Here is a 24,560-nt window from a genome sequence, read left to right on the forward strand (position 1 = left end):
CCCGTAGGTAACTCCCGCGATCCCCCACCGTTCTCCAGGTCGCGCCACCGCCCCCACGCAGAAACGGGAACCGCCATGAACCGAGCCGCCCGGCTGATCGCCACCGCCCTCGCCGCCGCCGCCCTCGCCACCGCAGCCCCCGTCGCCACCACCACCGCGACGGCCGCCACCACCGCGGCCGACCCGTTCTACCGCTACGACGGCAGCACCCCGCTGTCCTCGATCGCACCCGGCACCGTGCTCAAGACCCGCACCCTCTCCTACCACCTGCTCGGCCTGCCCACCCCCGTGCAGGCCGTCCAGCTGCTGTTCCGCACCACCGACGCGCAGGGCCGCCCCAGCGCGGGCGTCACCACCGTGGTGCGCGGACTGGGCAGCGACGGCAGCAGGGCGGTCTCGTACCAGTCCTTCTACGACTCGCTGAACCCCGAGCACGCCCCCTCCCGGGCGGTGGCCGGCGACGTCAGCCTGGGCGGCGCGATCGCCAACGCCGAGGCGCTGTTCGTCGTCCCGTTCGTGCTCCAGGGCTACGACGTGGTCATCCCCGACACCGAGGGGCAGACCGCGGACTTCGCCGCCGGACCCGAGTACGGCACCACCACGCTGGACTCGATCCGGGCCGCCTCCGCCTCCACCGCCACCGGGATGGACGCCGACACCCGGTTCGGCCTGCTCGGCTACTCCGGCGGCGCGATCGCCACCAACTGGGCCGCCGCCCTCGCCCCCTCCTACGCCCCCGACGTCAACCGCCGCCTGGTCGGCTTCGCCGAGGGCGGCCTGCTGGTCGACCCCGCGCACAACCTGAAGTACGTGGCCGGGGGCGTGGTGTGGCCCGGCGTCATCCCGATGGCGATCACCGGCGTGGCCCGCGCCTACGGCTTCGACCTGCAGCCCTACCTGAGCGACTACGGCAAGCAGGTGTTCGCCAGGATGCAGGACGCCTCGATCGTCAACGCGCTCGGCCAGTACCCCGGCCTGACCTGGCAGAAGCTCGCCAAGCCCGCCTACGCCGATCCGAACTCGATCCCCGAGTACCTGGACGCCGTCAACAAGGTCAACCTCGGCTCGGCCGCCACCCCCACCGTCCCCGGCTACCTCGCCCAGGGCAACGGCGGCGTCCTGGAAGGCACCTTCAGCAACATCTCCGGGATCGGCACCGGCGACGGCGTGATGGTGGCCGGCGACGTCCGCGCGCTGGCCCGGCAGTACTGCGCCACCGGCAACGGCAGCATCAAGTACCAGCAGTACGACCTGCTCAGCCACCTCGGCGCGGCCGTCCCGTGGGCGCCCACCGCGGTGCTCTACCTGAACGACCGGTTCGCCGGGAAGACCGCCCCGTCCGACTGCGGCCGCATCCCGGCCGGCAACTCGCTCGCCCCCGAGCGGCCCGCCCCGGTCGGGAGCTGAGCCGCCGGGGCCGGGGCGGCCGTCACGTCCAGGCGACGGCGACGACCACCTCGGCCGCGGTGAGCGAGGCCACCGTGAAGAACGCCCACGCCTTCCGGTTGCGGACGCCGGCCACGGCCACCGCCGCGATCAGCACGTCCAGCGCCAGCTTGACGGCCATCTTCGGGTCCGACACCGGCAGGTCCAGGGCGTGCCGGACCGCGATCAGCCCGGCGCCGGTCACCAACTGCACCACCGCGCTGGTCAGCACGTAGCCGCCGACCACCGGGTCCTTCCCGCGCAACTGGTAGAAGATCCCGCCCAGGATCGCGGCGAAGCCGAACAGGTGGAAGACGAGGAGGACGTACCGCAGGATCTCCATGCCAGTGATCTCTCTCCAGAACCGGTGGACACTTTCCGGGACTGAGAGCGGCCGGCGGCCGGATCCGTGACATCGAAGCCCCGGGCCGGTGGCGAGACGTGCGTCACACCACCGGCCCGGGGCCCCTTCGACGTACGGGCGGACGGGGCGTCAGAGGTCGTGCGGGTACAGCTTGGCGCCGCTGCGGATCCGCAGCGCCGCGACGATCTCGGTGACGCCGATCACCAGCAGGCCGCAGGCCGCCAGGATCGCCAGCGCGGTGATCGAGTGCGCGGGCCAGACCATCAGCACGACGCCCGCCAGCACGCCCAGGCTGCCGACGAAGCCCTGCCAGCCGCGGGCCGGCATCATCGGGTCCGACGCCACCGCCGCCAACTGCGTGATGCCGCGGAACAGCCAGCCGATCCCGATCCACAGCGCCAGCAGCAGCACCGACTGGGCCGCCGAACGGAAGCACAGCAGGCCCAGCAGCACGCAGATCGCCCCGCTGACGAACGCCAGCACCCGCAGCGCCGTCGAGGCGTGCGTGCCGAACGCGCCGACCAGCTGCACCACGCCGATCACCAGCAGGTACAGGCCGAACAGCACGCCGATCACCCACAGCGTCTGCTTCGGCCACACCAGCACCACGATCCCCAGCGCCAGCGAGATCAGCCCGCCCGCCAGCACCGCCTGCCAGGCCAGCCGGGCCAGCTGCTGGAACGGGCCGGGCAGGTCGTTGCGGGAGTCGATCCGGTACGGGGCACTCATGGCTCCTCCGAGGGGGCGGGACGGAACGGACAGGACACACCCACCAGCCTCCGCGCCCCACCACCCCCGGGGCGCGGCAGGCTCCGCCGGACGGACGAACGGACCGCCCCGCCCGCACCCGGATCCGATACCGTCCGTTCACCCACGCGTCCTGACGGGCCGTCTACCATCTGACGCTATGACGGACCAGGGGCGGGGGAGCCCGGAGGACGGGGCGGGGACGGTCGAGCCGGGGACGGGAACGTCCGGGCCGGGGACGGAAGAGGCCGGGCCGGGCGGGCACTACATCGTGTGCGGCGGCAACTCGCTCGCGCACCGGCTGATCCTGGAGCTCACCGAGCAGTACGAGGTGCCGGTCGTCGCCGTGGTGCCCGACCGGTCCCGGGAGCACGGGCCGGCGATCGCCCAAATACCCGGCGTGACGGCCGTGTTGGAGTACTCCACGGTGACCGGGGAGGCGCTCGGCGCGGCCCGGATCGAGCAGGCCCGCGGCATCGCGCTGATGGACGGCACCGACCAGGAGAACATCCACGCCGCGCTCGCCGCCGAGAACCGCAACCCCGGCGTCCGGATCGTGCTGCGGATCTTCAACCAGCGCCTCGGCGAGCACCTGGAGAAGCTGCTCCCCAACTGCGCCGCGCTCTCCGGCTCCGCCACCGCCGCGCCCGCCTTCGCCAACGGCGCCCTGAGCCGCCCGCACACCGTCGACGTCGGCGGGCGGCAGCTGTACGTCGCCTACGACGCCGACATCCGCCCCAACCAGATCTGCCTGGTCGCCGACCGGATCGACCGCCAGGACCTCGGCCGGCTCCGGCTGCTGCCGGAGACCGGCGGCCGGGCCGCCGACTTCATCCGGATCGCCGAACTCCTCGGTGGCGGCGAAGCGTTGGGCCCGGTCGCCCGGCCCGACCCGGCGCTCGACCACAGCCCCGGCGGCCTGGCCGCGCTGCAGAGCCTGGACACCGAACCGCCGCTGCGCCAGCCGCTGCGCAAGCGGCTCAAGTGGTGGCTGCTCGACAGCCTCAAGTACTTCACCAACACCCGGCTGCGGATGATCCTGATCACCGCGTTCGCGGCGATCGTGATCGGCGGCGCGGTACTGGCCACCCACACCACGCACTCCGGCGGGATCGGCTGGACGGTGTACTTCACGCTGCTCGACGCGGCCGGCGCGGTGCAGCCCGACGTCCCCGGCCAGCAGGTGCTCGGCGACTCCTGGGCCCGGGTCGCCCAGGTGCTGATCACCTTCTGCGGCATCACCTTCGTCCCCGTCGCCACCGCCATCGTGGTCGAGGCGCTGGCCAGCGGCCGCCGCGGCCTGCCCCGCCCGCCCGGCGCCCGCACCCGGGACCACGTCATCGTGGTCGGCCTCGGCAACGTCGGCACCCGGGTCGCCGCCCTGGTGCACGCCACCGGCCTGCCCGTGGTCTGCCTGGAGCGCGACCCGCAGGCCCGCGGCATCGCGGCCGCCCGTGCCCTGGGCATCCCGGTGCTGATCGGCGAGGGCCCGCTGGAGGCCCAGCTCAAGCAGGCCCGGGTCAAGCACGCCCGGGCCGTGGTCGCCGTCACCTCCGACGACGCCGCCAACCTGGAAGCCGCCCTGGAGGCCCGCGCGGTGCGGCCCGAAGTCCGGATCGTGGTGCGGCTGTTCGACGACGACTTCGCCCACCACGTGTACGCCACGCTGGGCAACGTCGCCTCCCGCTCGGTCTCCTACCTGGCCGCGCCCGCCTTCGCCGCCGCCCTGATGGGGCGCGAAGTGCTCGGCACCCTCTCGGTCTTCCGCCACGTCCTGCTGATCGCCGAACTCGCCGTCGAGGAGGGCTCCGCGCTGGACGGCCGCAACACCGGCGACCTGGAGGGCCCCGGCGGCGTCCGGGTGCTCGCCGTCCGGCTGCACCGGCGCGTCCACGACTACCAGTGGAACTTCGCCGACCGCTCCCGGCGGCTCGCCCCCGGCGACCGGGTGGTGGTCGCCGCCACCCGGTCCGGACTCGCCCGGGTGATCCAATGATCCGGTGATCCGGTGATCCGGTGATCCGGTGATTTGGCGATCCGGTGATTTGGTGACCGCCCGAAGCGGCGGTGCGGCCCGGGCACAGTGTGTACAGTGACGGATCGTCCGACGACGGAGCGGGGGCCGTGACGGCGCCGACGGGGGGACGTCCGCGCCGCAACTCCCCGCTCCCCACCGATCGGTGACGTGCCGTCAGGGGAGGGCGGGGGGATCCGCGCCGATCCGGCCGCGCGCGCCGCGCCCACCCCGACGGAGCACCGATGATCCGCGCAGCCCTGCACGGCAACACCGGGATGATCCCGGCCTTCCTGGTCCTCGCCCTGCTGCTCGGCGCCGCCGGCCACCTGGCGGCCCGGCGCCACGGCCTGCCGCGCTGGGCCGTCCTGCTGCTCGCGGTCGCGCTGGCCGGGGAACTCGCCGTCACGCTCTACCCGACCGCCACCGGTGGCGGCGCCGCCCGGGTGTGCGCCTGGAGCGGCGACCCGTGGCTGGCCCTGCGCACCGAGCAGGGACGCCTCAACTTCCTGCTGTACCTGCCGATCGGCCTGTTCGCGGTGCCCGCCTTCGGCCGGCCGCTGGCCGCCGCCGGCGGGGTGCTCGCGCTGGGCGCGGCCACCGAGACCGCCCAGGGCATGCTGCCCTCGATCGGCCGGGCCTGCGACAGCGGCGACTTCGCCTGCAACGCGGCCGGCGGCCTGCTCGGCGTCCTGCTCGGCTGCGCGGTGCTGCTGGCGCGGCGGCGCCGGATCGCCCCGGACCGGCGGGAGTGGCGGCTGACCGGCCTGCTGGTGGCCGCGGTGGGCGTCCCCGTCCTGCTGCTGCAGTCCGCGGTGCTGTCCCCGACGGTCGCCACCGGCGCGGTCGAGGCCGACGCGGAACAGCAGCGGCTGGCCCGGCAGGACGCCGCGCTGCTGTTCGGGCCGGACGCCCGGGTGATCCACACCCAGCGCTTCCTGTCCCCCGGGGTCGACCAGCTGTCGGTCACCGTCGACCGCGGCTTCCTCACGGTGGACTGGCCCTCCGGACGGCTCCGCGACTTCGAGACCGTCTCCGCAGGCCCAGACACCGAACCGCCCGCCGTCCCGGCCGAACAGGCCGCCGCGGCCGCGCGGGCCGTCCGCCCGGCCGCCGACGCCTTCGCCGCCCGCTGGCTGCCCGACCTCGCCCCCGGCATCGAACCCACCGTCATCCCCGGCGGCGGGCAGGACGGCAGCCACCGCTTCACCTACGGCACCGGCCCCAACACGCCCGCGCTGGACGTCGACTCGGCCGGCCGACCGGTCCGGTTCGGCCTCCCGAACTGACCGGGGACGGCGGGGCGCGGGGCGGTCCCGGTCCGGCCGGGGCCGTCGGTGGCGCCGCGTAGGGTGCCCGTGATCGCCGCGAGGACCACCCGGAGGACCATCCGGAGGACCCACCCAGTGGAGGACCGCACCCCCATGCCGCAGCACCAGCCCGACGGCCGGCCGACCGCCGTCCGCGAACTCGTCGACTCCCGGGACCTGGAGGCCGTCGCCCGCAGCCTCCACCGGCGCAACGCCGAACACCGCGGCGACTGGACGCTGGACGGCGGCGGGCTGGTCCGGGAGCTCCAGGACTGGCCGGCCGAACGCCGGGTGCGCCTGCTGGTCCGGCTGAGCGAGGGGCTGGAGGAGACCGCCGTGCACGCCCCGCCGGAGTGCCGGGGCCTGGCCGCGCTCAACGTGCTGCTGGCACAAGGGCTCTCGGCCCGGCAGCTGGCGCCCTGGCGGGAACCGTTCCTGGCCGAGGCGGCCGGACGGCTGGCCCTGTGGGAAGGCTGGCGACTGACCGCCCTGGTGGAGATCGAACTGGCCGCCGGGCGGCAGCTGCCCGACGCGGTGGTGGCGACCGTCCGGCGCTCGGCCGTCCTGGCCTCCGACCCGGCCGAACTCCCGCCGCTGGCGCGGCAGTTCACCGAACCTGCGGTCAACCCCGGCGAGCCGTGGGCGGACCGGGCGCTCGCCGACCTGGCCGCCGCCGGGCCCGGAGCCCGGGCCGGCTGGCGGGAACTGCTGGCCCACGCCGCCACCGCGACCGGGGCCAAGCCCACCGCGACATGGCTGCGGGCCGGACAGCCGCTGGTGGACGCCGTCGGGCCGGAACGGCTGCGCGCGGCCGCCGTGGAGTGGTTCGCCCTGACCGGAGAGCCGCGACGCGACGCGGTCGCGTCCTTCCACCGCTCCGGGCCGGCCCTGCACGACCCCGACCCGTTCAACTGGCGCGCCCTGCAAGGGCTCGCCGCCCTCCTCGCCCTCACCCCACCGCACCCCGACACCGCCCGGGCCCTCGCCACCCTGGCCGAAACCGCCCTGATCCGCTGCCGCGGCCTCGGCCCCCGCTCCCCCCTGACCGCCGCGGCCACCATCCGCGCCCTCACCGCCCTCGGCGGCCCGGACGCCCGCACCGAACTGGAACGCCTCGCCGGCACGCTCACCTACAAGCCGACCCTGAAGGCGATCACCACCGCCCTCACCACCCGCAACAGCTGACCCCCCACCAGAACCCCGCAGGAGCCCCCACCGGCACCCCTGCGGGGTTTTCCCCTGCGGGGGTTTCCCCTGCGGGGGTTTCCCCTGCGGGGGTTTCCCCTGCGGGGGTTTCCCCTGCGGGGGTTTCCCCTGCGGGGGTTTCCCCTGCGGGGCTTTCCCCTGCGGGGGTTACTTGTTGGTGAAGGAGGCCGGGCGCTTCTCGGCGAAGGCGGTCATGCCCTCCTTCTGGTCGGCGGTGGCGAAGGCGGCGTGGAAGAGGCGGCGTTCGAAGCGGACGCCCTCGGCGAGGGTGGTTTCGAAGGCGCGGTTGACGGATTCCTTCATCATGACGGCGGCGGGGAGGGACATGGCGGCGACCTTCTCGGCGGTGGCGAGGGCCTCGGGGAGGAGTTGGTCGGCGGGGACGATCCGGGAGACCAGGCCGGCCCGTTCGGCCTCCTCGGCGCCCATGGTGCGGCCGGTCAGGCACAGGTCCATGGCCTTGGCCTTGCCGACGGCGCGGGTCAGGCGCTGGGAGCCGCCGATGCCGGGGATGACGCCGAGGGTGATCTCGGGCTGGCCGAACTTCGCGGTGTCGGCGGCGATCAGGATGTCGCAGAGCATCGCCAACTCGCAGCCGCCGCCGAGCGCGTAGCCCGCGACCGCGGCGATGACCGGCTTGCGCAGGCGGCCGAGCTCGTCCCAGGGGCCGAGCCAGTCGTCGAGGTAGACCTCGGGGAAGCGGTTGTCCTGCATCTCCTTGATGTCGGCGCCGGCGGCGAACGCCTTGGCGGAGCCGGTGATCACCAGGGCGCCGATCTCCGGGTCGCGGTCGAAGGACTTGGCGGCCGCCACCACCTCGTTCATGAGTTCGGTGCTGAGCGCGTTGAGCGCCTTGGGCCGGTTGAGGGTGATGATGCCGACCCGGCCCTTGCGGTCGACCAGGATCGTCTCGTACTCGGTCATCGCCGTTTCTTCCTCTCCACGCTGAGCGGAACCTCTGCCGCTGGATACGATCTCCGAACGCCGCGCCGGATGCCAGTCTCGACAGGCGAGACGATGGTCACCCCGGTGTCATCCGGCCAGGTGCAGGTCGCCGCTCTCGGGGGCGGCGAAGAAGCGGGCCACGTCGGCGGGGGTGACCTCGGCCAGGGTGGCGGGGGACCAGTGCGGGTCGCGGTCCTTGTCGACGACCTGGGCGCGGATGCCCTCGACCAGGTCGTGGTGGGCCAGGGCGGCGCAGGAGATCCGGTACTCCTGGTCGAGGGTGGCGGCCAGCGAGGGCAGGGTGCGGGCCCGGCGCAGCGCGGCCAGGGTCACCTTGAGCATGGTGGGGGACTTGGCGCGCAGCTGGGCGGCGGCGTCCGCGGCGGCGGGCAGGCCGGTGGCGTGCAGGCGTTCCAGGATCTCCTCGACGCTGTCGGCGGCGTAGCAGTGGTCGATCCACTCGTGCTGCTCGGCGAGCGCGGAGGGCGGGGCGGGGGCGGCGAGTTCGGCGACGGCCTTGGCGGGGGTGTCGCCGGCGGCGAGACGGTCGGTGAGGGCGGGCAGGTCGGTGGAGGGCAGGTAGTGGTCGGCGAAGCCGCAGTGCAGGGCGTCGCCGGCGGTCATGGTGGCGGCGGTGAGGGCGACGTGGGTGCCGAGTTCGCCGGGGGCGAGGGCGAGCAGCCGGCTGCCGCCGACGTCGGGGACCAGGCCGATCCGGGTCTCGGGCATGGCGACGGCGGAGCGCTCGGTGACGACCCGGATGCCGGCGTGTCCGGCGAGGCCGACGCCGCCGCCCATGGTGATGCCGTCCATCAGGGCGACGTACGGCTTGGGGTAGCGGGAGACGAGTTCGTTGAGCGGGTACTCGACCCGGAAGAAGGCCCGGCCGCCGGCGCCGCCGTGCTTGGCGTCGTCGTGGATGGCCCGGATGTCGGCGCCCGCGCACAGGCCGCGTTCGCCCGCGCCGTCGAGCAGGACGGCCGTCACGGTGTCGTCGGCGGCCCAGGCGTCCAGGGCGGCGCGGACGGTCTCCAGCATCGGGCGGGTGAGGGAGTTGAGGGCGCGCGGCCGGTTGAGGGTGATCCGGCCGAGCGGGCCGGCCCGCCCGATCAGCACGTCCTGCCCGCCCTGTGGGGTTCCCATCGCCACCGCTCCCATCGCTCCCACCGCTCCCGTCCGTCCGGAAAGTACGAAGATCCTTCGGTGCACCGTACCGGGCCCGCCGGGCAGGTCGGCGGGCCCGGGTGCGGCGGTGGCGGGGACGGGGCCGGTCAGCAGGGGCGCAGCGGGGTGGCGAGCAGCACGGGGGCGGCGGGGACGGCGGGGCGCGGGGCGAAGCCGCAGAGCATCACGGGGTGCGGGGTCAGCGGGGCGGCCTGGGCCTGGGGGACGGGCAGCAGCAGGTTGGCGGCGGCGAGCGCGGCTCCGCAGACCAGGGTGCGCAGCTTCATCATCGGGGGTTCCTCCGGGGAAGAGAGTTGTCCGCGAACGGTCGCGGTCCGCTCCTTCGGCGCCGGGCGTGGGAGGCCCGGCTCGGGGGCGGCCGCGGGGTTTTCGTCGGGTCAACTTCTAGTGGCGGAGGGGTTTGCGGCCCCGGAACCTCACCCGTTCGGCGGCGTGCTGCGGACGCGCCGTTGACGCTTCCGCAGCACGCCGGACGACCGGCCTGCTGTCAGGTCGGCCGATCGCCCGGTCGGCGGGTCAGCCGGTGATCCTTCCGGTGACCTCGCCGAACCCGACCCGCAGGCCCCCCGGCCCGGGGGCGGTGGCGGTGATGGACACCTCGTCGCCGTCCTCCAGGAAGGTGCGGCTGGTGCCGTCGGGCAGTTCGAGCGGCCGGGTGCCGTTCCAGGACAGCTCGATCAGCGAGCCGCGCTGTTCCGGCTCGGGGCCGGAGACCGTGCCGGAGCCGTACAGGTCGCCGGTGCGCAGGTTGGCGCCGTTGACGGTGAGGTGGGCGAGCTGCTGGGCGGCGGTCCAGTACATGCCGGCGAACGGCGGCCGGGAGACCGGGTGGCCGTTCAGCGAGACCTCCATCGCCAGGTCCAGGCCCCAGGGCTCGGCCTTGCGGTCGTCCAGGTAGGGCAGCGGTTCCACGTCGCGGGCCGGGGGCTCGACCCGGGCGTGCTCCAGCGCCTCCAGCGGCACCACCCAGGGGGCGACCGAGGTGGCGAAGGACTTGCCGAGGAACGGGCCGAGCGGCACGTACTCCCAGGCCTGGAGGTCGCGCGCGGACCAGTCGTTGAGCAGGCAGACGCCGAACACGTGCTCGGCGAAGCCGTCCAGCGCGACCGGCCGGCCCAGTTCGCTGGGCGTGCCGACCACGAAGGCGACCTCGGCCTCGATGTCCAGGCGCAGGGACGGGCCGAAGCTCGGCGCGGCGTCGGCGGGGGCCTTGCGCTGGCCGTGCGGGCGGGCCACCGGGGTGCCGGAGACCACCACGGTGCCGGCCCGGCCGTGGTAGCCGATCGGCAGGTGCTTCCAGTTCGGGGTCAGCGGTTCCTGGCCCGGGCGGAAGATCTTCCCGAGGTTGGTGGCGTGGTGCTCGGAGGCGTAGAAGTCGACGTAGTCGGCGACCTCGAACGGCAGGTGCAGCCGGACGTCCGCCAGCGGCAGCAGGCAGGGCCCGACGGCGTCCCGGTGCGCCTCGTCGGTGAGCCAGGAGGTGAGCGCCGCGCGCACCGCCCGCCAGGTCGAACGGCCGGACGCCATCAGCGGGTTGAGGCTCTCCGCGTCCAGCAGCGCGGACGGCGCGCCGACCGCCCGGGCGGCCGCCCCGGCGTCCAGCACCAGCTCCCCGATCCGGACGCCGATCCGCCGCCGGCCGGGCCGGTCGGCGGCGGTGAACACGCCGTAGGGGAGGTTGTGGACGCCGTACGGGGAGTCGGCGGGCAGGTCGAGCCAGGTGGCGGTGGTGCTCAAGGGGTCTCCAGGAGGCCGAGTCGGGCGAGGTCTTCCAGCGGCTCGGTGATGCTACAGGTGCCGAACGAGGTGAAAGAGGCGCGGATGTCGAGGATCTGACGCTCCGTCAGCGACTCGACGGCGGTGGCCAGTCGGGCCCCATCCCGTTCGGCGAGCAGCTCGACGGCCTGCTCGCGGCTCGGACTCCCGGCCGCCAGAAGGAGGTTGAGGAAGCCGTGGTGCTCGTAGCCGGTGCCCAGGTCGGTGTGCCGCACCGCGTGGTGCAGCCCCGCCGTGCACTTGTACGGCAGGGCGCGCTCGGCGCAGCCCCGCAGGAAGCCGGCCAGCTCGGTCACCGACGGGAAGGCGGCGTAACCGAGGCCGCCGGTACGGTACTTGGCGCGGTAGCGGGTGCCGGCCAGGGCGTCCAGGCCGTCCTCCAGCCGCTCCGAGCGGGGCAGTTCGACGGCCGCCCCGACGCCCTCGGGCAGCAGCGCGTCCAGTTCGGCGACCGCGGCCCGGACGTCCGGGCCCGGCGCGTACTCGACGGTGGCGACCCGCAGGCCGTCCGCGGCCTTCAGCGCCTCGGCCAGCCGGCCCGGGCCGACCACCAGGCCGACCTCGAACTCCGGCTCCAGCTCCCGCAGTTCGGCCAGCAGGTCGACGGGGGCGAGCAGCGGGCCGACCGCCGCCGCGTACCGGGCGGCGCGGTGCGCCCGGTGCGCGGGGACGGCCTCGGCCAGCGGCAGGTCGCCGGGCGGGAAGACCGCCGCGTCGTCGAACAGCCCCCGGTACAGCTCGGGTACGTTCATCGCCTCGCCCAGGTCCACGCGTAGTTCGGGTCCTCGCTGGCGGTGGCGGCCTCGCCGAGCTCCAGCGGGCGGAAGGTGTCCACCATCACCGCCAGCTCGTCGAAGAACTCCACGCCGATCGAGCGCTCGTAGGCGCCCGGCTGCGGCCCGTGGGTGTGGCCGCCGGGGTGCAGCGAGATCGACCCCTGTCCGATGCCGGAGCCCTTGCGGGCCTCGTAGTTGCCGCCGCAGTAGAACATCACCTCGTCGCTGTCCACGTTCGCGTGGTAGTACGGCACGGGGATCGACAGCGGGTGGTAGTCCACCTTGCGCGGCACGAAGTTGCAGATCACGAAGTTGTTGCCCTCGAACACCTGGTGGGCCGGCGGCGGCTGGTGCACCCGCCCGGTGATCGGCTCGTAGTCCGCGATGTTGAACGCGTACGGGTACAGGCAGCCGTCCCAGCCCACCACGTCGAACGGGTGGTTCGGCACCGTGTAGCGGGTGCCGACCACGCCGCCCGGGCCGCGGTGCTTGACCAGCACGTCCACCTCGCCGCCCTCGACCAGCAGCGGGCCCTGCGGCCCGCGCAGGTCCCGTTCGCAGAACGGGGCGTGCTCCAGCAGCTGGCCGAACTTCGACAGGTAGCGGCGGGCCGGGGTGATGTGGCTGTTCGCCTCGATGCAGTACGCGCGCAGCGGGGCGTCCCCGGTCGGCACCCAGCGGTGGGTGGTGGCCCGCGGGATCAGCACGTAGTCGCCCTGCCCGACCGCGATCGTCCCGAACACCGTCTCCAGCACGGCCGTTCCGGACTCCACGTACACGCACTCGTCGCCGAGCCCGTTGCGGTACAGCTCGCTGGGCGCGCCCGCCGCGACGTAGGAGATCCGGACGTCCGCGTTGCCGAGGACGAGCCGGCGGCCGGTGACGGCGTCCGCCGACTTCCACTCCTCGCCGGGGAACAGCTCGTGCAGCTTGAGGTGGCGGGGGAGCAGCGGGAGGTTGGCGGTGGTCGCTTGGCTCGGCAGCTCCCACACCGCGGCGGCCGTCACCGCCGAGGGGATGTACCGGTGGTACAGCAGCGAGGAGTCCGAGGAGAAGCCCTCCTCGCCCATCAGCTCCTCGTAGTACAGGCCCCCCTCGGGGGTGCGGTGCTGGGTGTGCCGCTTGGGCGGCACCGAGCCCAGCTGCCGGTAGTACGCCATCGCCCTGTCTCTCCCTGTCGTCCGTGACTCTCCGTCAGAGGTTGCCGCGCCGGTCCTGCTCGCGCTCGATGGCCTCGAAGAGCGCCTTGAAGTTGCCCTTGCCGAAGCCCAGCGAACCGTGCCGCTCGATGAACTCGTAGAAGACGGTCGGCCGGTCGCCGATCGGCTTGGTGAAGATCTGCAGCAGGTAGCCGTCCTCGTCGCGGTCCACCAGGATGCCGCGCGACTGCAGCTCCTCGATCGGCGCCCGGACGTGGCCGATCCGCTCGCGCAGCTCCGGGTCCTCGTAGTACGAGTCCGGGGTGGAGAGGAACTCGACGCCGCGCGAGCGCAGCACGTCCACGGTGGTCAGGATGTCGTTGGTGGCCAGCGCCATGTGCTGGCAGCCCGGGCCGGTGTAGAACTCCAGGTACTCGTCGATCTGCGACTTCTTCTTCGCGATCGCCGGCTCGTTCAGCGGGAACTTCACCCGGTGGTTGCCGCTCGCCACGACCTTCGACATCAGCGCCGAGTAGTCGGTGGCGATGTCGTCGCCGACGAACTCCGCCATGTTCACGAAGCCCATCACCCGGTTGTAGAACGACACCCACTCGTCCATCTTGCCGAGCTCCACGTTGCCCACGGCGTGGTCCAGCGCCTGGAACAGCCGCTTCGGCGCGCCCTCGGGGCGGACCACCGTCGACTCGCGGGCGACGTAGCCGGGCAGGTACGGGCCGGTGTAGCGGGAGCGGTCGACCAGGGTGTGCCGGGTCTCGCCGTACGCGGCGATGGCCGCGCGGCGCACGGTGCCGTGCTCGTCCGAGACGTCGTTGGGCTCCTCCAGGACGGTGGCGCCCTGGGCGCGGGCGTGCGCGATGCACTTGTCCACGTCCGGGACCTCCATCGCCAGGTCGACCACGCCGTCGCCGTGCCGGCGGTGGTGGTCCAGCAGCGGGCTGTCCGGCGTCACGCCGCCCTCGATCACGAAGCGGCAGGAGCCCGAGCGCAGCACGAACGACTTGCGGTCGCGGCGGCCGGTCTCCGGGCCCGAGTAGGCGACCAGCTCCATGCCGAACACGGCCTGGTAGAACTGCGCCGTCTGGGTCGCGTTGCCGACCACGAAGACGACCGCGTCCTGGGCGGTCACCGGGAACGGGTCGGTCGAGGCGTCGTACTCCACCAGGCCCACCAGGGTGCGCAGCTGCTCGGCCGTCAGACCGGCCTGCAGCTCCTCGGGGGTCAGTTCAACAGCGGCGTCGGCGGTCATGGGGCATTCCTCCACGTCGAGGTCGGTTGCGCAGAGCTTGCTCCTGCTCGGTGGGGTGGGCAACAGGTCCGATTCCGGCTGCTCAATGTGTACAAGATGAGCAGCCGGACCGGGTCCGGGCTGTACGGATTGCTCAGTGCTCCACCCGATCGCCTCCCCGGCCGGGCGGGAAGTGCCGGACGAACCAGCCCGCCGCCAGTGCGGCGACCGCCTCCAGCGCGCCGGGCTCCTCGAACAGGTGGCCGGCGCCCGGGACGACCTGCAGGGCGCTCTCGCCGCCCAGTTCGGCCCGGGCCTGCCGGTTCCACTCCAGCACCTCCTGGTCCGCGCCGCCGACGATCAGCAGCGTCGGCACCGTCACCAGCGGCAGCCGGGCCTCCGCGAGGTCCGGCCGGCCGCCGCGGGCCACGATCGCCGCCGGGGCGCTGTCCGGCTCGGCCGCCGCCCACAGCGCCGCCGCCGCGCCGGTGCTCGCCCCGAACCAGCCGTACGGCAGGCCCGCCAGCGCCGGGTGGCGCAGCGCCTCCCGGGTCGCCCCGGCCAGCCGCCCGCCCAGCAGGCCCGGGTCGAACACCTTCCAGCGCTCGTCCGCCTCGCCGGGCGTCAGCAGGTCGAACAGCACGGTCGCCAGCCGCTCCCGGTGCAGGTGCGCGGCGACCGCGCGGTTGCGCGGGCTGTTCCGCCCCGAGCCGCTGCCGTGCGCGAACAGCACGACGCCCCGCGGGTGTTCGGGCACGGCGAGGTCGGCCGCCCCGGTGCCGAGCCGGAGCTCCTGCCCGGCGGGCCCGGCTGCCTTCGGCGGTCCGGCCCGGTCGAGCGCGGCCAGCACCTCGGCGTCCGTGGTCTGCCGGAAGTCCCGGTAGAACGCGCCGACCGCGGCGAACCCGTCCGGGGTGTCCACCGCCAGGTAGCCGTCCGCCGCGTCGCCCAACTGCCGGGCCCAGCCGGGCGGGGCGACCGGCACCGCCAGCACCACCCGGGCGGCGCCGCGGGCCCGGACGATCCGGCAGGCCGCCCGCGCGGACGCGCCGGTCGCCACCCCGTCGTCCACCACCAGCACCGTCCGCCCGGCCAGCGGCACCGGCGCCCGACCGCCCCGGTAGAGCGCCGCGCGCCGGGCCAGCTCGGACCGCTCCCGGGCCTCGGCCGCCGCGAACGCCTCCGGCGGGACGCCCGCCGCGTCCACCACCTGCTGGTTCACCACCCGGGCGCCGTCCTCGCCCACCGCCCCCATCGCCACCTCGGGCTGCCCCGGCACCCCCACCTTGCGCACCACGCACACGTCCAGCTCCGCGCCCAGCGCGGCCGCCACCTCGGCGGCCACCGGCGCGCCGCCGCGCGGCAGCGCGACCACGACGGCGCCGCGCAGTTCGGGCGCCTCGGACAGCAGGGCCGCGGCGAGGCGGCGGCCCGCGTCGGCCCGGTCGGTGAAGTGCATGGCGGGAACCTCTCCACTTCCCACGGTACGCGCCCGTTCCGGGGCATAAGAAAAAAATAAGGACAAACCGGTGGGTAGCGTTATTTACCGCCCAGGGCGGGTAGCGACCAATTGGCTCGCATGTCCTGACTACGAGGAGGTGGTCCCGGTGTCGACCCACACGCCCTCGGGCATGGAACACCATCCGGACATCCTGGCCCTGCGTGAACACGCGGAGCGCGTCACATCCACCACCGCCGGACAGGGGACGGAAGCACTCGCCGTCTGCGCCGGACTCTTCCTGGCCATCTCCCCCTGGGTGGTCGGCTTCTCCGGCTTCACCGGGCTGGCCATCAGCAACCTGGTGCTCGGCATCGCCTACGCCGTCCTGATGGCCGGCTACGGCTCCGCCTTCGGCCGCACCCACGCCCGGGCCTGGGCGTGCGTGGCGATCGGCGCCTGGACGGTCATCGCCCCCTGGGCGGTCAACGGCGGTGCGCACGTCCGCCGGACCATCCTGACCAACGTCATCACCGGCGGCGTCATGACCTGCCTGGCCCTGGCCGCGGTCGGCATGGTCTTCGCGGGCATGACGGCACGCCGCAGGTAGGGCACGGCGCAGGGGCCCGGAGGCCCCCACGGCGGCGGGACCCCGGACGGGGTCCCGCCGCCGTGCAGTGACAGGTTTTCGTCAAGTTTCGGTCAAGCCGCCGGCCGCGGTCGTGGACACCCGTCGCGCGCGCCCCCGAAGTGGTTCGTGCGCGGCCGGGAGCAGTGGTGATCCCGGTTTCCGGTACTGAAACCCCGAACCGGTCCGGTCACCGGGAACGGACACCCCCCGGACGCGGCGCGAGGGACGGAAGTGCAGGCCGGGGGCGCCGGGGGCGGAGCGGTACGGGTGGGGCGGAGGTTGGCCGGGACGGCACTCACCACATCGTGGGAAGCCGGGGAACAGTGGTGCCTCGCGCCGGACCGGACAACCGTTCGAGCCGGCCGCGGCCCGGACCACCGTCCGGGCGGACCCACGAGCCCTCAGGAGGGGATATGCGCACCGAGACCACCGTGCAGTCCGACACCACCGACTTCGACCTGGACCTGCGCATCGCGGACGTCGCGGAGCAGACCGAGGAGTTCGGCCGGGGCACCTACACCTCGCCGAGCAGCTACGCCATCGGCACCCGTTGCCCGGTCTGCTGCTGACCGGCCCCCGGTAGTCCTCGCGCGGGGCGGGCTGCGGCCCGCCCCGCGCTCTCCGCTCCCTCCCCACCCGCGAACCCGAGGAGCCCGACGAACGTGCGCGCAGAGCCCGACCCGTTCGACGTCCGGGAACCGGTCCTGGTCCGGACGGCCGGCACCCCGCGGACCGGCACCGAGACCCGGATCGACCCGGCCGACCCCGTCCCGGGCGCGCGCCGCCTCGCCGCCGACCCGCTGCTGCGCCAGGCCGTCGAGGTCGCCAGCGGCAGCCTCGCGCTCAGCCTGCAACGGCTCGGCGAACCCGGCGGCGCCGCCGCCCTCGGCCGCAAGCGCACCGCCAGCGCCGCCCGCACCCTCACCCGCTACGCCCGCCGCTCCGGCGGCCGCCCCACCCCGTTCGGCCTGTTCGCCGGCGTCGGCCGGGCCCGGTTCGGGGCCGCCGCCGACGTCCCGCCGCCCGGCCCCGGACAGGTCAGGGTCCGCCTCGACGGCGGCTGGCTGCACCGCCGGGTGCTGGACTGGCTCGCCGTGCCCGAGGTCCGCCGCCGGGTCGACGTCGTCCTCGACGACCTGACCGTGCTGCGCGACGGCCGCCTGCTGCGGCACACCGGCGAACGCGAGGTCTCGGTGCGCGACAACCCGCTGGTCACCCGGGTCCGCGAGGCCGCCGCCCGCCCCGTCGGGTACGCCGACCTGCTCGCCGACCTCACCGCGCGCTTCCCCGCCGTCGCCCCCGAACGGATCGACGGCCTGCTCGCCGGACTCGTCCAGCACGGCTTCCTGCTCACCTCGCTCACCCCGCACCGCGTCGACGACGCCCTGCTGGACCGGATCGACACCGCCCTCGACGGCGCCGTCCCCGCCGCCGCCGAAGGACTGCGCGCCGTCCGCGCCGCCGCCACCGCCCACGAACGCGACCGCCCCGGCGAAGGACTCGCCTCCTGGCGGCACCTGCTGGAACAGGTCCGCGCCCTCGACCCCGACGACCGGGCCGGCGAACGCCCGCCCGTCCAGGTCGACCTGCGCACCGGCGCCGACCTGGTGCTGCCCGCCGCGGTCGGCGAGGAGGTGCGCCGCTACGCCGCCGCGATCTGGGCGATCACCCCCGAGTGGACCACCCTCGACCACCTGCGCGACTACCGGGACCGCTTCGTCGAGCACTACGGCACCGCCAGCGCCGTCCCGCTCGCCGACCTCGCCGACCCGCACCGCGGCCTCGGCCTGCCGCCCGAGTACGGCGGCGCCGCGCCCGCCCACTCCCGCTCCGGCCCCGGCGACGACGCCGACCGGCCGCGCCGCAACGCCGTCGCCGAACTCGTCCAGCAGGCCGTGCTGGCCGGCACCGACCTGGTCCTCGACGACGCCGACCTCGCCCGGCTCGCCGACGCCGCCGGCCACACCCCGGGCAGCAGCCGCCCGCCGCGCACCCTGGAACTCTGCTTCCAACTCCTCGCCGACTCCGCCGCCGCCCTCGACCGCGGCGAGTTCCTGCTGCTCGGCAGCCCGCACACCGGCTCCTGGACGGCCGGCGCCACCGCCGGCCGGTTCGCCGACCTCACCGGCCTCACCGCCGACCTGGCCGCCCTCGCCGCCGGACCCGCCGACGACGGCGCCCTGCCCGTCCAGGTCGAACTCGCCCCGCGCGACCCGCGCTCGCTCAACATCGTCCAGGTGCCGCCACTGCTCCCGCACCGCCTGCCGATCGGCGTCGCCGCCGACCGCGGCGACCCGCACTGCCTGGACTGGCGCACCCTGCTGGTCGCCGCCGGCGAGGACGGCCTGCGCCTGCTCCACCCCGACACCGGCCGCCCCGTCGTCCCGGTCTTCCCGCACATGCTCGCCCTGGACGCCCAGGCCCCGCCCGTCGCCCGCTTCCTGGCCGACCTGGCCGCCGCCCGCCCCCGGGTCTGGTCCGGCTGGGACTGGGCGGGCCTGGACACCCTGCCCTACCTGCCCGCCGTCCGCCACGGCCGGGTCCTCGCCGCCCCGCGCCGCTGGCTGCCCGGCCGCCGCCTGCGCGACGCCGCCCGCACCGCCGGACCCGCCGCCTGGACCGAGGGCCTGCGGACCTGGCGCGAGCGCTACCGGGTGCCCGACCGGCTGCAGATCGCCAGCAACGACCGGATGTTCCCGATCGACCTGCGCGAGGACTGGGACACCGACCTGCTGCGCGCCGAACTCACCGCCCCCGAACCGCGGTTCCAGCTCTTCCAGGACCTCACCGCGGACGGCGCCGGACTCGGCTGGAACCACGGCCGCAGCACCGAGATCGTCGTCCCGCTGCTGCGCGCCCCCCGCCCCGCCCCCGCCGGCACCCGCCCCCCGCTGGCCAGGTCCGCGGTCCGCACCGCCCCCACCCGGATCCACCTGCCCGGCGAGGACTGGCTGTTCGCCAAGCTGTACGCCGAACCCGGCACCCACGACACCCTGCTCGCCGACCACCTGCCCGCCCTGCTCGCCGACGTCGAACCCCACGTCGACCGCTGGTTCTTCCTCCGCTACCGCGACCCCGAACCCCACCTGCGGCTGCGCCTGCACGGCGACCCCGCCGCCCTGGCCGGCCACGTCCTGCCCGCCCTCGCCCGGCACGTGCGCCGGCTCGTCGGGACCGGCGCGCTGCGCACCACGGCGCTCGACACCTACCGGCCCGAGACCGACCGCTACCTCGGCCCCGGCGCCCAGGAAGCCGCCGAACGGCTCTTCCAGACCGACAGCCGCTCCGCGCTGCTCCAGCTGCGCGCCCGCCGGGCCGGCGCCGCCGCCGTCCCCGACGAGGTCCTCGCCGCCACCGGCCACGCCGTGCTGCTGGACTCGCTCGGCGACTGGGACTGGTGCGCCTGGGTGGTCCACCTCTTCGAGAAGGGCGCCGACCACCGCGCCCACCAGCGCCACCGCGCCCTCGCCGACCGGCTGATCCGCCCCGACGACACCGCCCGGCACGCCGCCGAACACCTCGGCATCCCCGACCTCGCCCCGCTCTGGACCGACACCCCCGCCCCGCGCGACTTCGGCCGGCTGCTGCTCGCCGCACCCGAGGCCGACCGCGACGAGGCCCTCATGTCGCTGCTGCACATGCGGCACAACCGCCTGTTCGGCATCGACCCGGCCGCCGAGGCCCGCGGCTACGCCGTCCTGCGCGGCGCGGCCAGGGCCCTGATCGGGCGCAAGTCACATGCAGGGGAAGGGAAGTGACGATGCCTCAGTTCCTTCCGGTCCGCCCGGCCGCCGACCGGGGCCGCGGACGGAGCGGCGGGGCGACGTCGTGCCGGTTCCCGTCCGGGCGAGCCGTCATCGGTCCGGGCCCCGGTGGCTGCCGCTGCTGCTGCGCGGGCCGGAGCAGGTGCGGTGTTGCGCCGGTTCCCGCCCGTCCGTCCCGCCGCCGAGCCGGGCAGGTGGGGCGCCAGTTCCCGTCCGTCCGAACCGCCACCGACCGGAGCCCCCGATGACCGACACCGTGCAGGCGACTGCCGTTTCCGCGGAACGGGCCCGGTTGCGGGCGGCCGCCGGGCAGTTGTCCGACCTGATCCTGGACCGGCTCGCCGACCCGGCCGCGACCGTGGCCGCCACCCGGATCCCCGCCGAGGCCGCCGACGACGGGGTGGCCGAGAACGTCTGGGCGGAACTGACGCTCGGCAGCGGCAGCCCCGGGCTGTCGCTGGCGTTCAGCGGCGGGGCCCGGCCGGGCACCGAGCGGGCCGCCCGGGCGCACGGGTACCTGGCGGTGGCGACCCGGGCCGCGGGGGCCGGCGACACCGTGCCCAGCGGGATCTTCAAGGGGCCCGGTGCGCTGGCCTTCGCCGTGCTGGCCGCCCACCGCGCCACCGGCGGCTACACCGGGGCGCTGCACCGGCTCGACGCCTACCAGCGGCAACTCGTGCGCACCGCGCTGCCCGCCGTCCCGGACGGGCCGCTGGCCACCATCGGGCACTACGAGGTGGTGCGCGGGATGACCGGCGTCGGCCGGTACCTGCTGGCCCGCGCGGAGAGCTGCGGCGAGGAGCTGGAACTGGTCCTCGGCTACCTGATCGAGCTGGCCCGCGGCACCACCGCGCACCGCGGGGCGCGCGTCCCGCGCTGGTGGGCGCTGGACGCGCCCCGGATCGGCTCCGAGCACCTGCTGCCGGACGGCCACCTCAACCTCGGCCTCTCGCACGGCGTCGCGGGCCCGCTGATGCTGCTCGCGCTGGCCTGGCGCGACGGCGTCCGGCTGCCCGGCCACCGGGAGGCCCTGGAGAGCACCGCCGACCTGCTGGTGCGCTGGGCGGTGCGCGACGAGCACGGCAGTTACTGGCCCGGTTACCTCGGCCTGGACGCCTACCTGGCCGGGCCCGACGCGTACCGCGAACCCGCCGGCTGGCCGTCCTGGTGCTACGGCGCGCCCGGCGTCTCGCGCGCCCTGCAGACCGCCGGGGCCGCGCTCGGCCGGCCGGAGTGGACGGCCGTCGCTCGCGACTCGGTCGAGCGGCTGCTGCGGGTGCCGCTCGACGACTGGGGCGTCACCGACCACGCGCTGTGCCACGGCTGGGCCGGGGCGCTGCACCAACTCGGGCGGCTGAACGAGCACTTCGGCGAGGAGCGGATCGAGCGGCGGCGCGACGAGACCGCCGCCCGGCTGCTGGCCGGGCACGACCCGGACGCCCCGTTCGGCCTGCGCTTCACCATGACCCGCAGGCCGTTCGCCAGCGACGTCTCCGGCTACCTGGACGGGGCGGCCGGCGTCGCGCTCGCCCTCGATTCGTACGCGGCCGGCGGCACCCCGCACGACTGGGACATGCCGCTGCTGCTGTCCTGACCGGCCCTGACCGGCCGTCAGTCGGCGTCAGTCGGCGTCCTGCGGGCGGGTCATCCGCAGGACGTCGAGCGCCTCGTCGAGCTGGGCCTCGGTGAGCAGGCCGCGCTCGACGTAGCCGCGGTCGAGGACCACCTGGCGGATCGTCCGGCGCTCGGCCAGCGACTGCTTGGCGACCTTCGCCGCCTCCTCGTAGCCGAGGTAGCGGTTGAGCGGGGTGACGACGGAGGGCGAGGACTCGGCGTACTCGCGGGTGCGCTCGGCGTTGGCGGTGATGCCGTCGACGGTGCGGTCGGCCAGCAGGCGGGCGGAGGTGGTGAGCAGGCGGACCGACTCCAGCACGTTGCGGGCGATCACCGGGAGCATCACGTTGAGCTCGAAGTTGCCGCTCGCGCCGGCCACCGTGACGGTGGTGTCGTTGCCGATCACCTGCGCGGCGACCATCAGGACCACCTCGGGCAGCACCGGGTTGACCTTGCCGGGCATGATCGAGGAACCGGGCTGCAGGTCGGGGAGGTTGATCTCGGCGAGGCCGGTGCGCGGGCCGGAGCCCATCCAGCGCAGGTCGTTGGCGATCTTGGTGAAGCCGGCGGCGATCGTGCGGAGCTGTCCGCTGAGCTCGACCAGGCCGTCCCGGGCGCCCTGGGCCTCGAAGTGGTCGCGGGCCTCGGTCAGCGGCAGGCCGGTGGCGCGGGCGACCTCGGCGATGACGGCCGCCGAGAAGCCCGGCGGGGTGTTGATGCCGGTGCCCACCGCCGTGCCGCCGAGCGGTAGTTCGGCGACCCGGGGGAGCGTGGCGCGCAGGCGCTCGACGCCGTACCGGACCTGGGCCGCGTAGCCGCTGAACTCCTGGCCGAGCGTCACCGGAGTGGCGTCCATCAGGTGGGTGCGGCCGGACTTGACGACGCCCGCGAACTCGGCGGACTTGGCCTCCAGCGCCCGCGCCAGGTGCTCCAGCGCCGGGACCAGCTCGTGCAGGACCGCGCCGGTGGCCGCCACGTGGATCGAGGACGGGAAGACGTCGTTCGACGACTGCGAGGCGTTGACCTGGTCGTTCGGGTGCACCGGGCGGCCCAGGCGCTCGGCGGCCAGGGTGGCGATCACCTCGTTGGCGTTCATGTTCGACGAGGTGCCGGAGCCGGTCTGGAACACGTCCACCGGGAACTGGTCGTCCCAGCGGCCCTCGGCCACCTCCTCGGCCGCCGACCGGATCGCCGCCGCGGTCTCCTCGTCCAGCACCCCCAGCCCGGCGTTGACGGTGGCCGCGGCCGCCTTGATCCGGGCCAGCGCCGCGATGTGGGCGCGCTCCAGGCGCTGCCCCGACACCGGGAAGTTCTCCACCGCGCGCTGGGTCTGCGCCCGCCACTTGGCCGCCGCCGGGACCCTGACCTCGCCCATCGAGTCGTGCTCGGTCCGCCACTGCTGCCCGTCCTGCTGCCCGTGCTGCCGGTCCTGCTGTCCGTCCGCCATGGTCGGTACACCTCCTGGATCGGTCAGCCTTCCACGGGCGCCCGGCATTCCCGGCCCGGCCGGACCGCGTGTCGCCGACGGCCGCCGCCGCGGCGCCCTTGACCGGGCGGCGTACCGACCGGTAGGGACAGCGGTGGCACCACCCTTGCCCACACCCTCCGAGGAGCCCGCCCATGGCCACCGCCGCACCCGCCGGCCGACCCGACCCGCTCGACCTGCTCGGCGTCGACGAACTGCTCACCGAGGACGAGCGGCTGGTCCGCGACAGCGTCCGGGCCTTCACCGACCGGCACGTCCGCCCGCACCTCGCCGACTGGTACGAGCGGGGCACCTTCCCGGTGCGCGAACTCGCCCCCGAACTCGGCAAGCTGGGCGTCCTCGGCATGCACCTGGAGGGCTACGGCTGCACCGGCTCCACCGCCACCGAGTACGGGGTGGCCTGCATGGAGCTCGAAGCCGCCGACTCCGGGCTGCGCAGCTTCGTCTCGGTGCAGGGCTCGCTCGCCATGCGCTCCATCCACGCCTACGGCTCCGAGGAGCAGAAGCGGCACTGGCTCCCGGAGTTGGCCGCCGGACGGGCCGTCGGCTGCTTCGGCCTCACCGAACCGGAGGCCGGCTCCGACCCGGCCTCGATGCGCACCCGGGCCCGGCGCGACGGCGGCGACTGGATCCTGGACGGCGCCAAGATGTGGATCACCAACGGCTCGGTCTCCGACGTCGCCGTGGTCTGGGCGGGCACCGAGGACGGCGTGCGCGGCTTCCTCGTCCCGCGCGGCACCCCCGGTCTCACCGCCCGCGACATCCCCGGCAAGCTCTCCCTGCGCGCCTCCGTCACCAGCGAACTCGCCTTCGACGGCGTCCGGTTGCCCGCCGACGCGCAGCTCCCGCAGGCCCGCGGCCTGCGCGCCCCGCTGGCCTCGCTCGGCGAGGCCCGCTACGGCATCCTGTGGGGCACCGTCGGCGCCGCCCGGGACTGCTACCGGGCCGCCGTCGACTACGCCCGCGACCGGGTCCAGTTCGGCCGCCCGATCGGCGGCTTCCAGCTCACCCAGGCCAAACTCGTCGACATGGCCCTGGAGTTGGAGAAGGCCTACCTGGTCGCGGTGCGGATCGGCCGGCTCAAGGACGCGGGCCGCGCCCAGGCCGCGCACATCTCCTTCGGCAAGCTCAACAACGTCCGCACCGCGCTGGAGATCGCCCGCACCGCCCGCACCATCCTCGGCGCCAACGGCATCACCACCGCCTACCCGGTGCTCCGGCACGCCAACAACCTCGAATCGGTCCTCACCTACGAGGGCACCTCGGAGGTGCACACCCTGGTCCTCGGCGAGGCGATCACCGGCGAGTCCGCCTACCGCTGATCGCCCGGCCCGGTCCCACCGCCCGCTCCCACCGCTCGGTCCTCCTGCCGGGAGGGGCGGGTCCGCCGGAAGTCGGGGGTCGGGGGGCCGGGGTCCGACTTCCGGCTGACCCGGGTCGGTACCTGGTGCGCATGGATCCGGGGGACGGGCGCGCCGAGGATGGAGGGTAAGG

The 24,560-nt window shown here is 74.9% G+C and carries 20 protein-coding genes; 9 read left to right on the forward strand and 11 right to left on the reverse strand.

The genetic code is table 11. The features are described from left to right. The first annotated feature begins 75 nt into the window (after positions 1 to 75). The gene (locus OU787_RS28130) at positions 76 to 1,407 is read left to right on the forward strand and encodes a lipase family protein (protein ID WP_268661018.1); all 1,332 of its coding nucleotides are present in this window, start codon (positions 76 to 78) and stop codon (positions 1,405 to 1,407) included. 22 nt (positions 1,408 to 1,429) lie between these two features. On the opposite strand, the gene OU787_RS28135 is transcribed toward OU787_RS28130, so the two are convergent. Together OU787_RS28135 and OU787_RS28140 are read right to left on the reverse strand one after the other, a co-directional pair. Next, positions 1,430 to 1,768: a hypothetical protein gene (locus tag OU787_RS28135; RefSeq protein WP_268661019.1), complete on the reverse strand. Its 339-nt coding sequence runs from the start codon at positions 1,766 to 1,768 to the stop codon at positions 1,430 to 1,432. 150 nt (positions 1,769 to 1,918) lie between these two features. Continuing rightward, positions 1,919 to 2,518 carry an HdeD family acid-resistance protein gene (locus OU787_RS28140; protein WP_268661020.1) on the reverse strand — a complete coding sequence of 200 codons (600 nt, stop codon included), beginning with the start codon at positions 2,516 to 2,518 and terminating at the stop codon, positions 1,919 to 1,921. 178 nt (positions 2,519 to 2,696) lie between these two features. Between OU787_RS28140 and OU787_RS28145 the strand changes: the two genes are divergently transcribed. The 3 genes from OU787_RS28145 (at position 2,697) to OU787_RS28155 (ending at position 7,045) form a co-directional block, all read left to right on the forward strand. After that, a complete protein-coding gene (locus OU787_RS28145) occupies positions 2,697 to 4,532 on the forward strand; it encodes an NAD-binding protein (RefSeq protein ID WP_268661021.1) in 1,836 nt (611 codons plus the stop codon). A gap of 263 nt (positions 4,533 to 4,795) precedes the next feature. After that, positions 4,796 to 5,839 (forward strand): hypothetical protein, encoded by a 1,044-nt coding sequence (locus OU787_RS28150; protein WP_268661022.1) that lies wholly within the window; start codon positions 4,796 to 4,798, stop codon positions 5,837 to 5,839. A 135-nt stretch (positions 5,840 to 5,974) separates the two neighbouring features. After that, a complete protein-coding gene (locus tag OU787_RS28155; protein WP_268661023.1) occupies positions 5,975 to 7,045 on the forward strand; it encodes a hypothetical protein in 1,071 nt (356 codons plus the stop codon). Positions 7,046 to 7,213: 168 nt separating this feature from the next. Here OU787_RS28155 and OU787_RS28160 read toward each other — a convergent pair whose 3' ends face one another. The 8 genes from OU787_RS28160 to OU787_RS28195 all read right to left on the reverse strand — a co-directional run bounded on the left by OU787_RS28160 (position 7,214) and on the right by OU787_RS28195 (position 15,592). After that, positions 7,214 to 7,990, reverse strand: a complete 777-nt coding sequence (locus OU787_RS28160; protein WP_030462501.1) for an enoyl-CoA hydratase — start codon at positions 7,988 to 7,990, stop codon at positions 7,214 to 7,216. Between the two features lie 108 nt (positions 7,991 to 8,098). Continuing rightward, complete coding sequence (locus OU787_RS28165; RefSeq protein ID WP_268661024.1) at positions 8,099 to 9,154, reverse strand: enoyl-CoA hydratase/isomerase family protein; 1,056 nt, start codon at positions 9,152 to 9,154, stop codon at positions 8,099 to 8,101. Between the two features lie 128 nt (positions 9,155 to 9,282). Beyond that, the gene (locus tag OU787_RS28170) at positions 9,283 to 9,465 is read right to left on the reverse strand and encodes a hypothetical protein (protein WP_030462499.1); all 183 of its coding nucleotides are present in this window, start codon (positions 9,463 to 9,465) and stop codon (positions 9,283 to 9,285) included. Between the two features lie 247 nt (positions 9,466 to 9,712). After that, positions 9,713 to 10,933, reverse strand: a complete 1,221-nt coding sequence (fahA, locus tag OU787_RS28175) for a fumarylacetoacetase (RefSeq protein WP_030462498.1) — start codon at positions 10,931 to 10,933, stop codon at positions 9,713 to 9,715. Beyond that, positions 10,930 to 11,742 carry a hypothetical protein gene (locus OU787_RS28180; protein ID WP_232795119.1) on the reverse strand — a complete coding sequence of 271 codons (813 nt, stop codon included), beginning with the start codon at positions 11,740 to 11,742 and terminating at the stop codon, positions 10,930 to 10,932. The genes fahA and OU787_RS28180 overlap by 4 nt, the downstream gene beginning before the upstream one ends. Further along, positions 11,721 to 12,908, reverse strand: coding sequence for a homogentisate 1,2-dioxygenase (locus OU787_RS28185; RefSeq protein ID WP_268661025.1), 1,188 nt, complete (start codon positions 12,906 to 12,908; stop codon positions 11,721 to 11,723). Before OU787_RS28185 ends, OU787_RS28180 begins: the two co-directional genes overlap by 22 nt. Before the next feature lie 34 nt (positions 12,909 to 12,942). Then, positions 12,943 to 14,154: a 4-hydroxyphenylpyruvate dioxygenase gene (hppD, locus tag OU787_RS28190; protein ID WP_030462495.1), complete on the reverse strand. Its 1,212-nt coding sequence runs from the start codon at positions 14,152 to 14,154 to the stop codon at positions 12,943 to 12,945. A 133-nt stretch (positions 14,155 to 14,287) separates the two neighbouring features. After that, on the reverse strand, positions 14,288 to 15,592 hold the full coding sequence (locus OU787_RS28195) for a phosphoribosyltransferase family protein (protein ID WP_268661026.1): 1,305 nt from the start codon (positions 15,590 to 15,592) through the stop codon (positions 14,288 to 14,290). A 172-nt stretch (positions 15,593 to 15,764) separates the two neighbouring features. On the opposite strand from OU787_RS28195, the gene OU787_RS28200 reads away from it, so the two are divergent. From OU787_RS28200 to OU787_RS28215, 4 genes are all read left to right on the forward strand, one after another. Continuing rightward, positions 15,765 to 16,181 carry an SPW repeat protein gene (locus OU787_RS28200; RefSeq protein WP_232795118.1) on the forward strand — a complete coding sequence of 139 codons (417 nt, stop codon included), beginning with the start codon at positions 15,765 to 15,767 and terminating at the stop codon, positions 16,179 to 16,181. A gap of 434 nt (positions 16,182 to 16,615) precedes the next feature. After that, positions 16,616 to 16,771, forward strand: a complete 156-nt coding sequence (lanA, locus tag OU787_RS28205; protein WP_063765064.1) for an SCO0268 family class II lanthipeptide — start codon at positions 16,616 to 16,618, stop codon at positions 16,769 to 16,771. A gap of 93 nt (positions 16,772 to 16,864) precedes the next feature. After that, the gene (locus OU787_RS28210; protein ID WP_268661027.1) at positions 16,865 to 19,960 is read left to right on the forward strand and encodes a lantibiotic dehydratase; all 3,096 of its coding nucleotides are present in this window, start codon (positions 16,865 to 16,867) and stop codon (positions 19,958 to 19,960) included. A 250-nt stretch (positions 19,961 to 20,210) separates the two neighbouring features. After that, a complete protein-coding gene (locus OU787_RS28215) occupies positions 20,211 to 21,560 on the forward strand; it encodes a lanthionine synthetase C family protein (RefSeq protein ID WP_268661028.1) in 1,350 nt (449 codons plus the stop codon). 27 nt (positions 21,561 to 21,587) lie between these two features. Here OU787_RS28215 and OU787_RS28220 read toward each other — a convergent pair whose 3' ends face one another. Then, positions 21,588 to 23,027, reverse strand: coding sequence for a class II fumarate hydratase (locus OU787_RS28220; RefSeq protein WP_268661029.1), 1,440 nt, complete (start codon positions 23,025 to 23,027; stop codon positions 21,588 to 21,590). A 173-nt stretch (positions 23,028 to 23,200) separates the two neighbouring features. Between OU787_RS28220 and OU787_RS28225 the strand changes: the two genes are divergently transcribed. After that, positions 23,201 to 24,388, forward strand: coding sequence for an acyl-CoA dehydrogenase family protein (locus OU787_RS28225; protein ID WP_030463568.1), 1,188 nt, complete (start codon positions 23,201 to 23,203; stop codon positions 24,386 to 24,388). The last annotated feature ends 172 nt before the right edge of the window (positions 24,389 to 24,560 follow it).

The sequence above is a fragment of the Kitasatospora sp. YST-16 genome (genome assembly GCF_026802215.1).
GTDB classification, from domain to species: domain Bacteria; phylum Actinomycetota; class Actinomycetes; order Streptomycetales; family Streptomycetaceae; genus Kitasatospora; species Kitasatospora cineracea.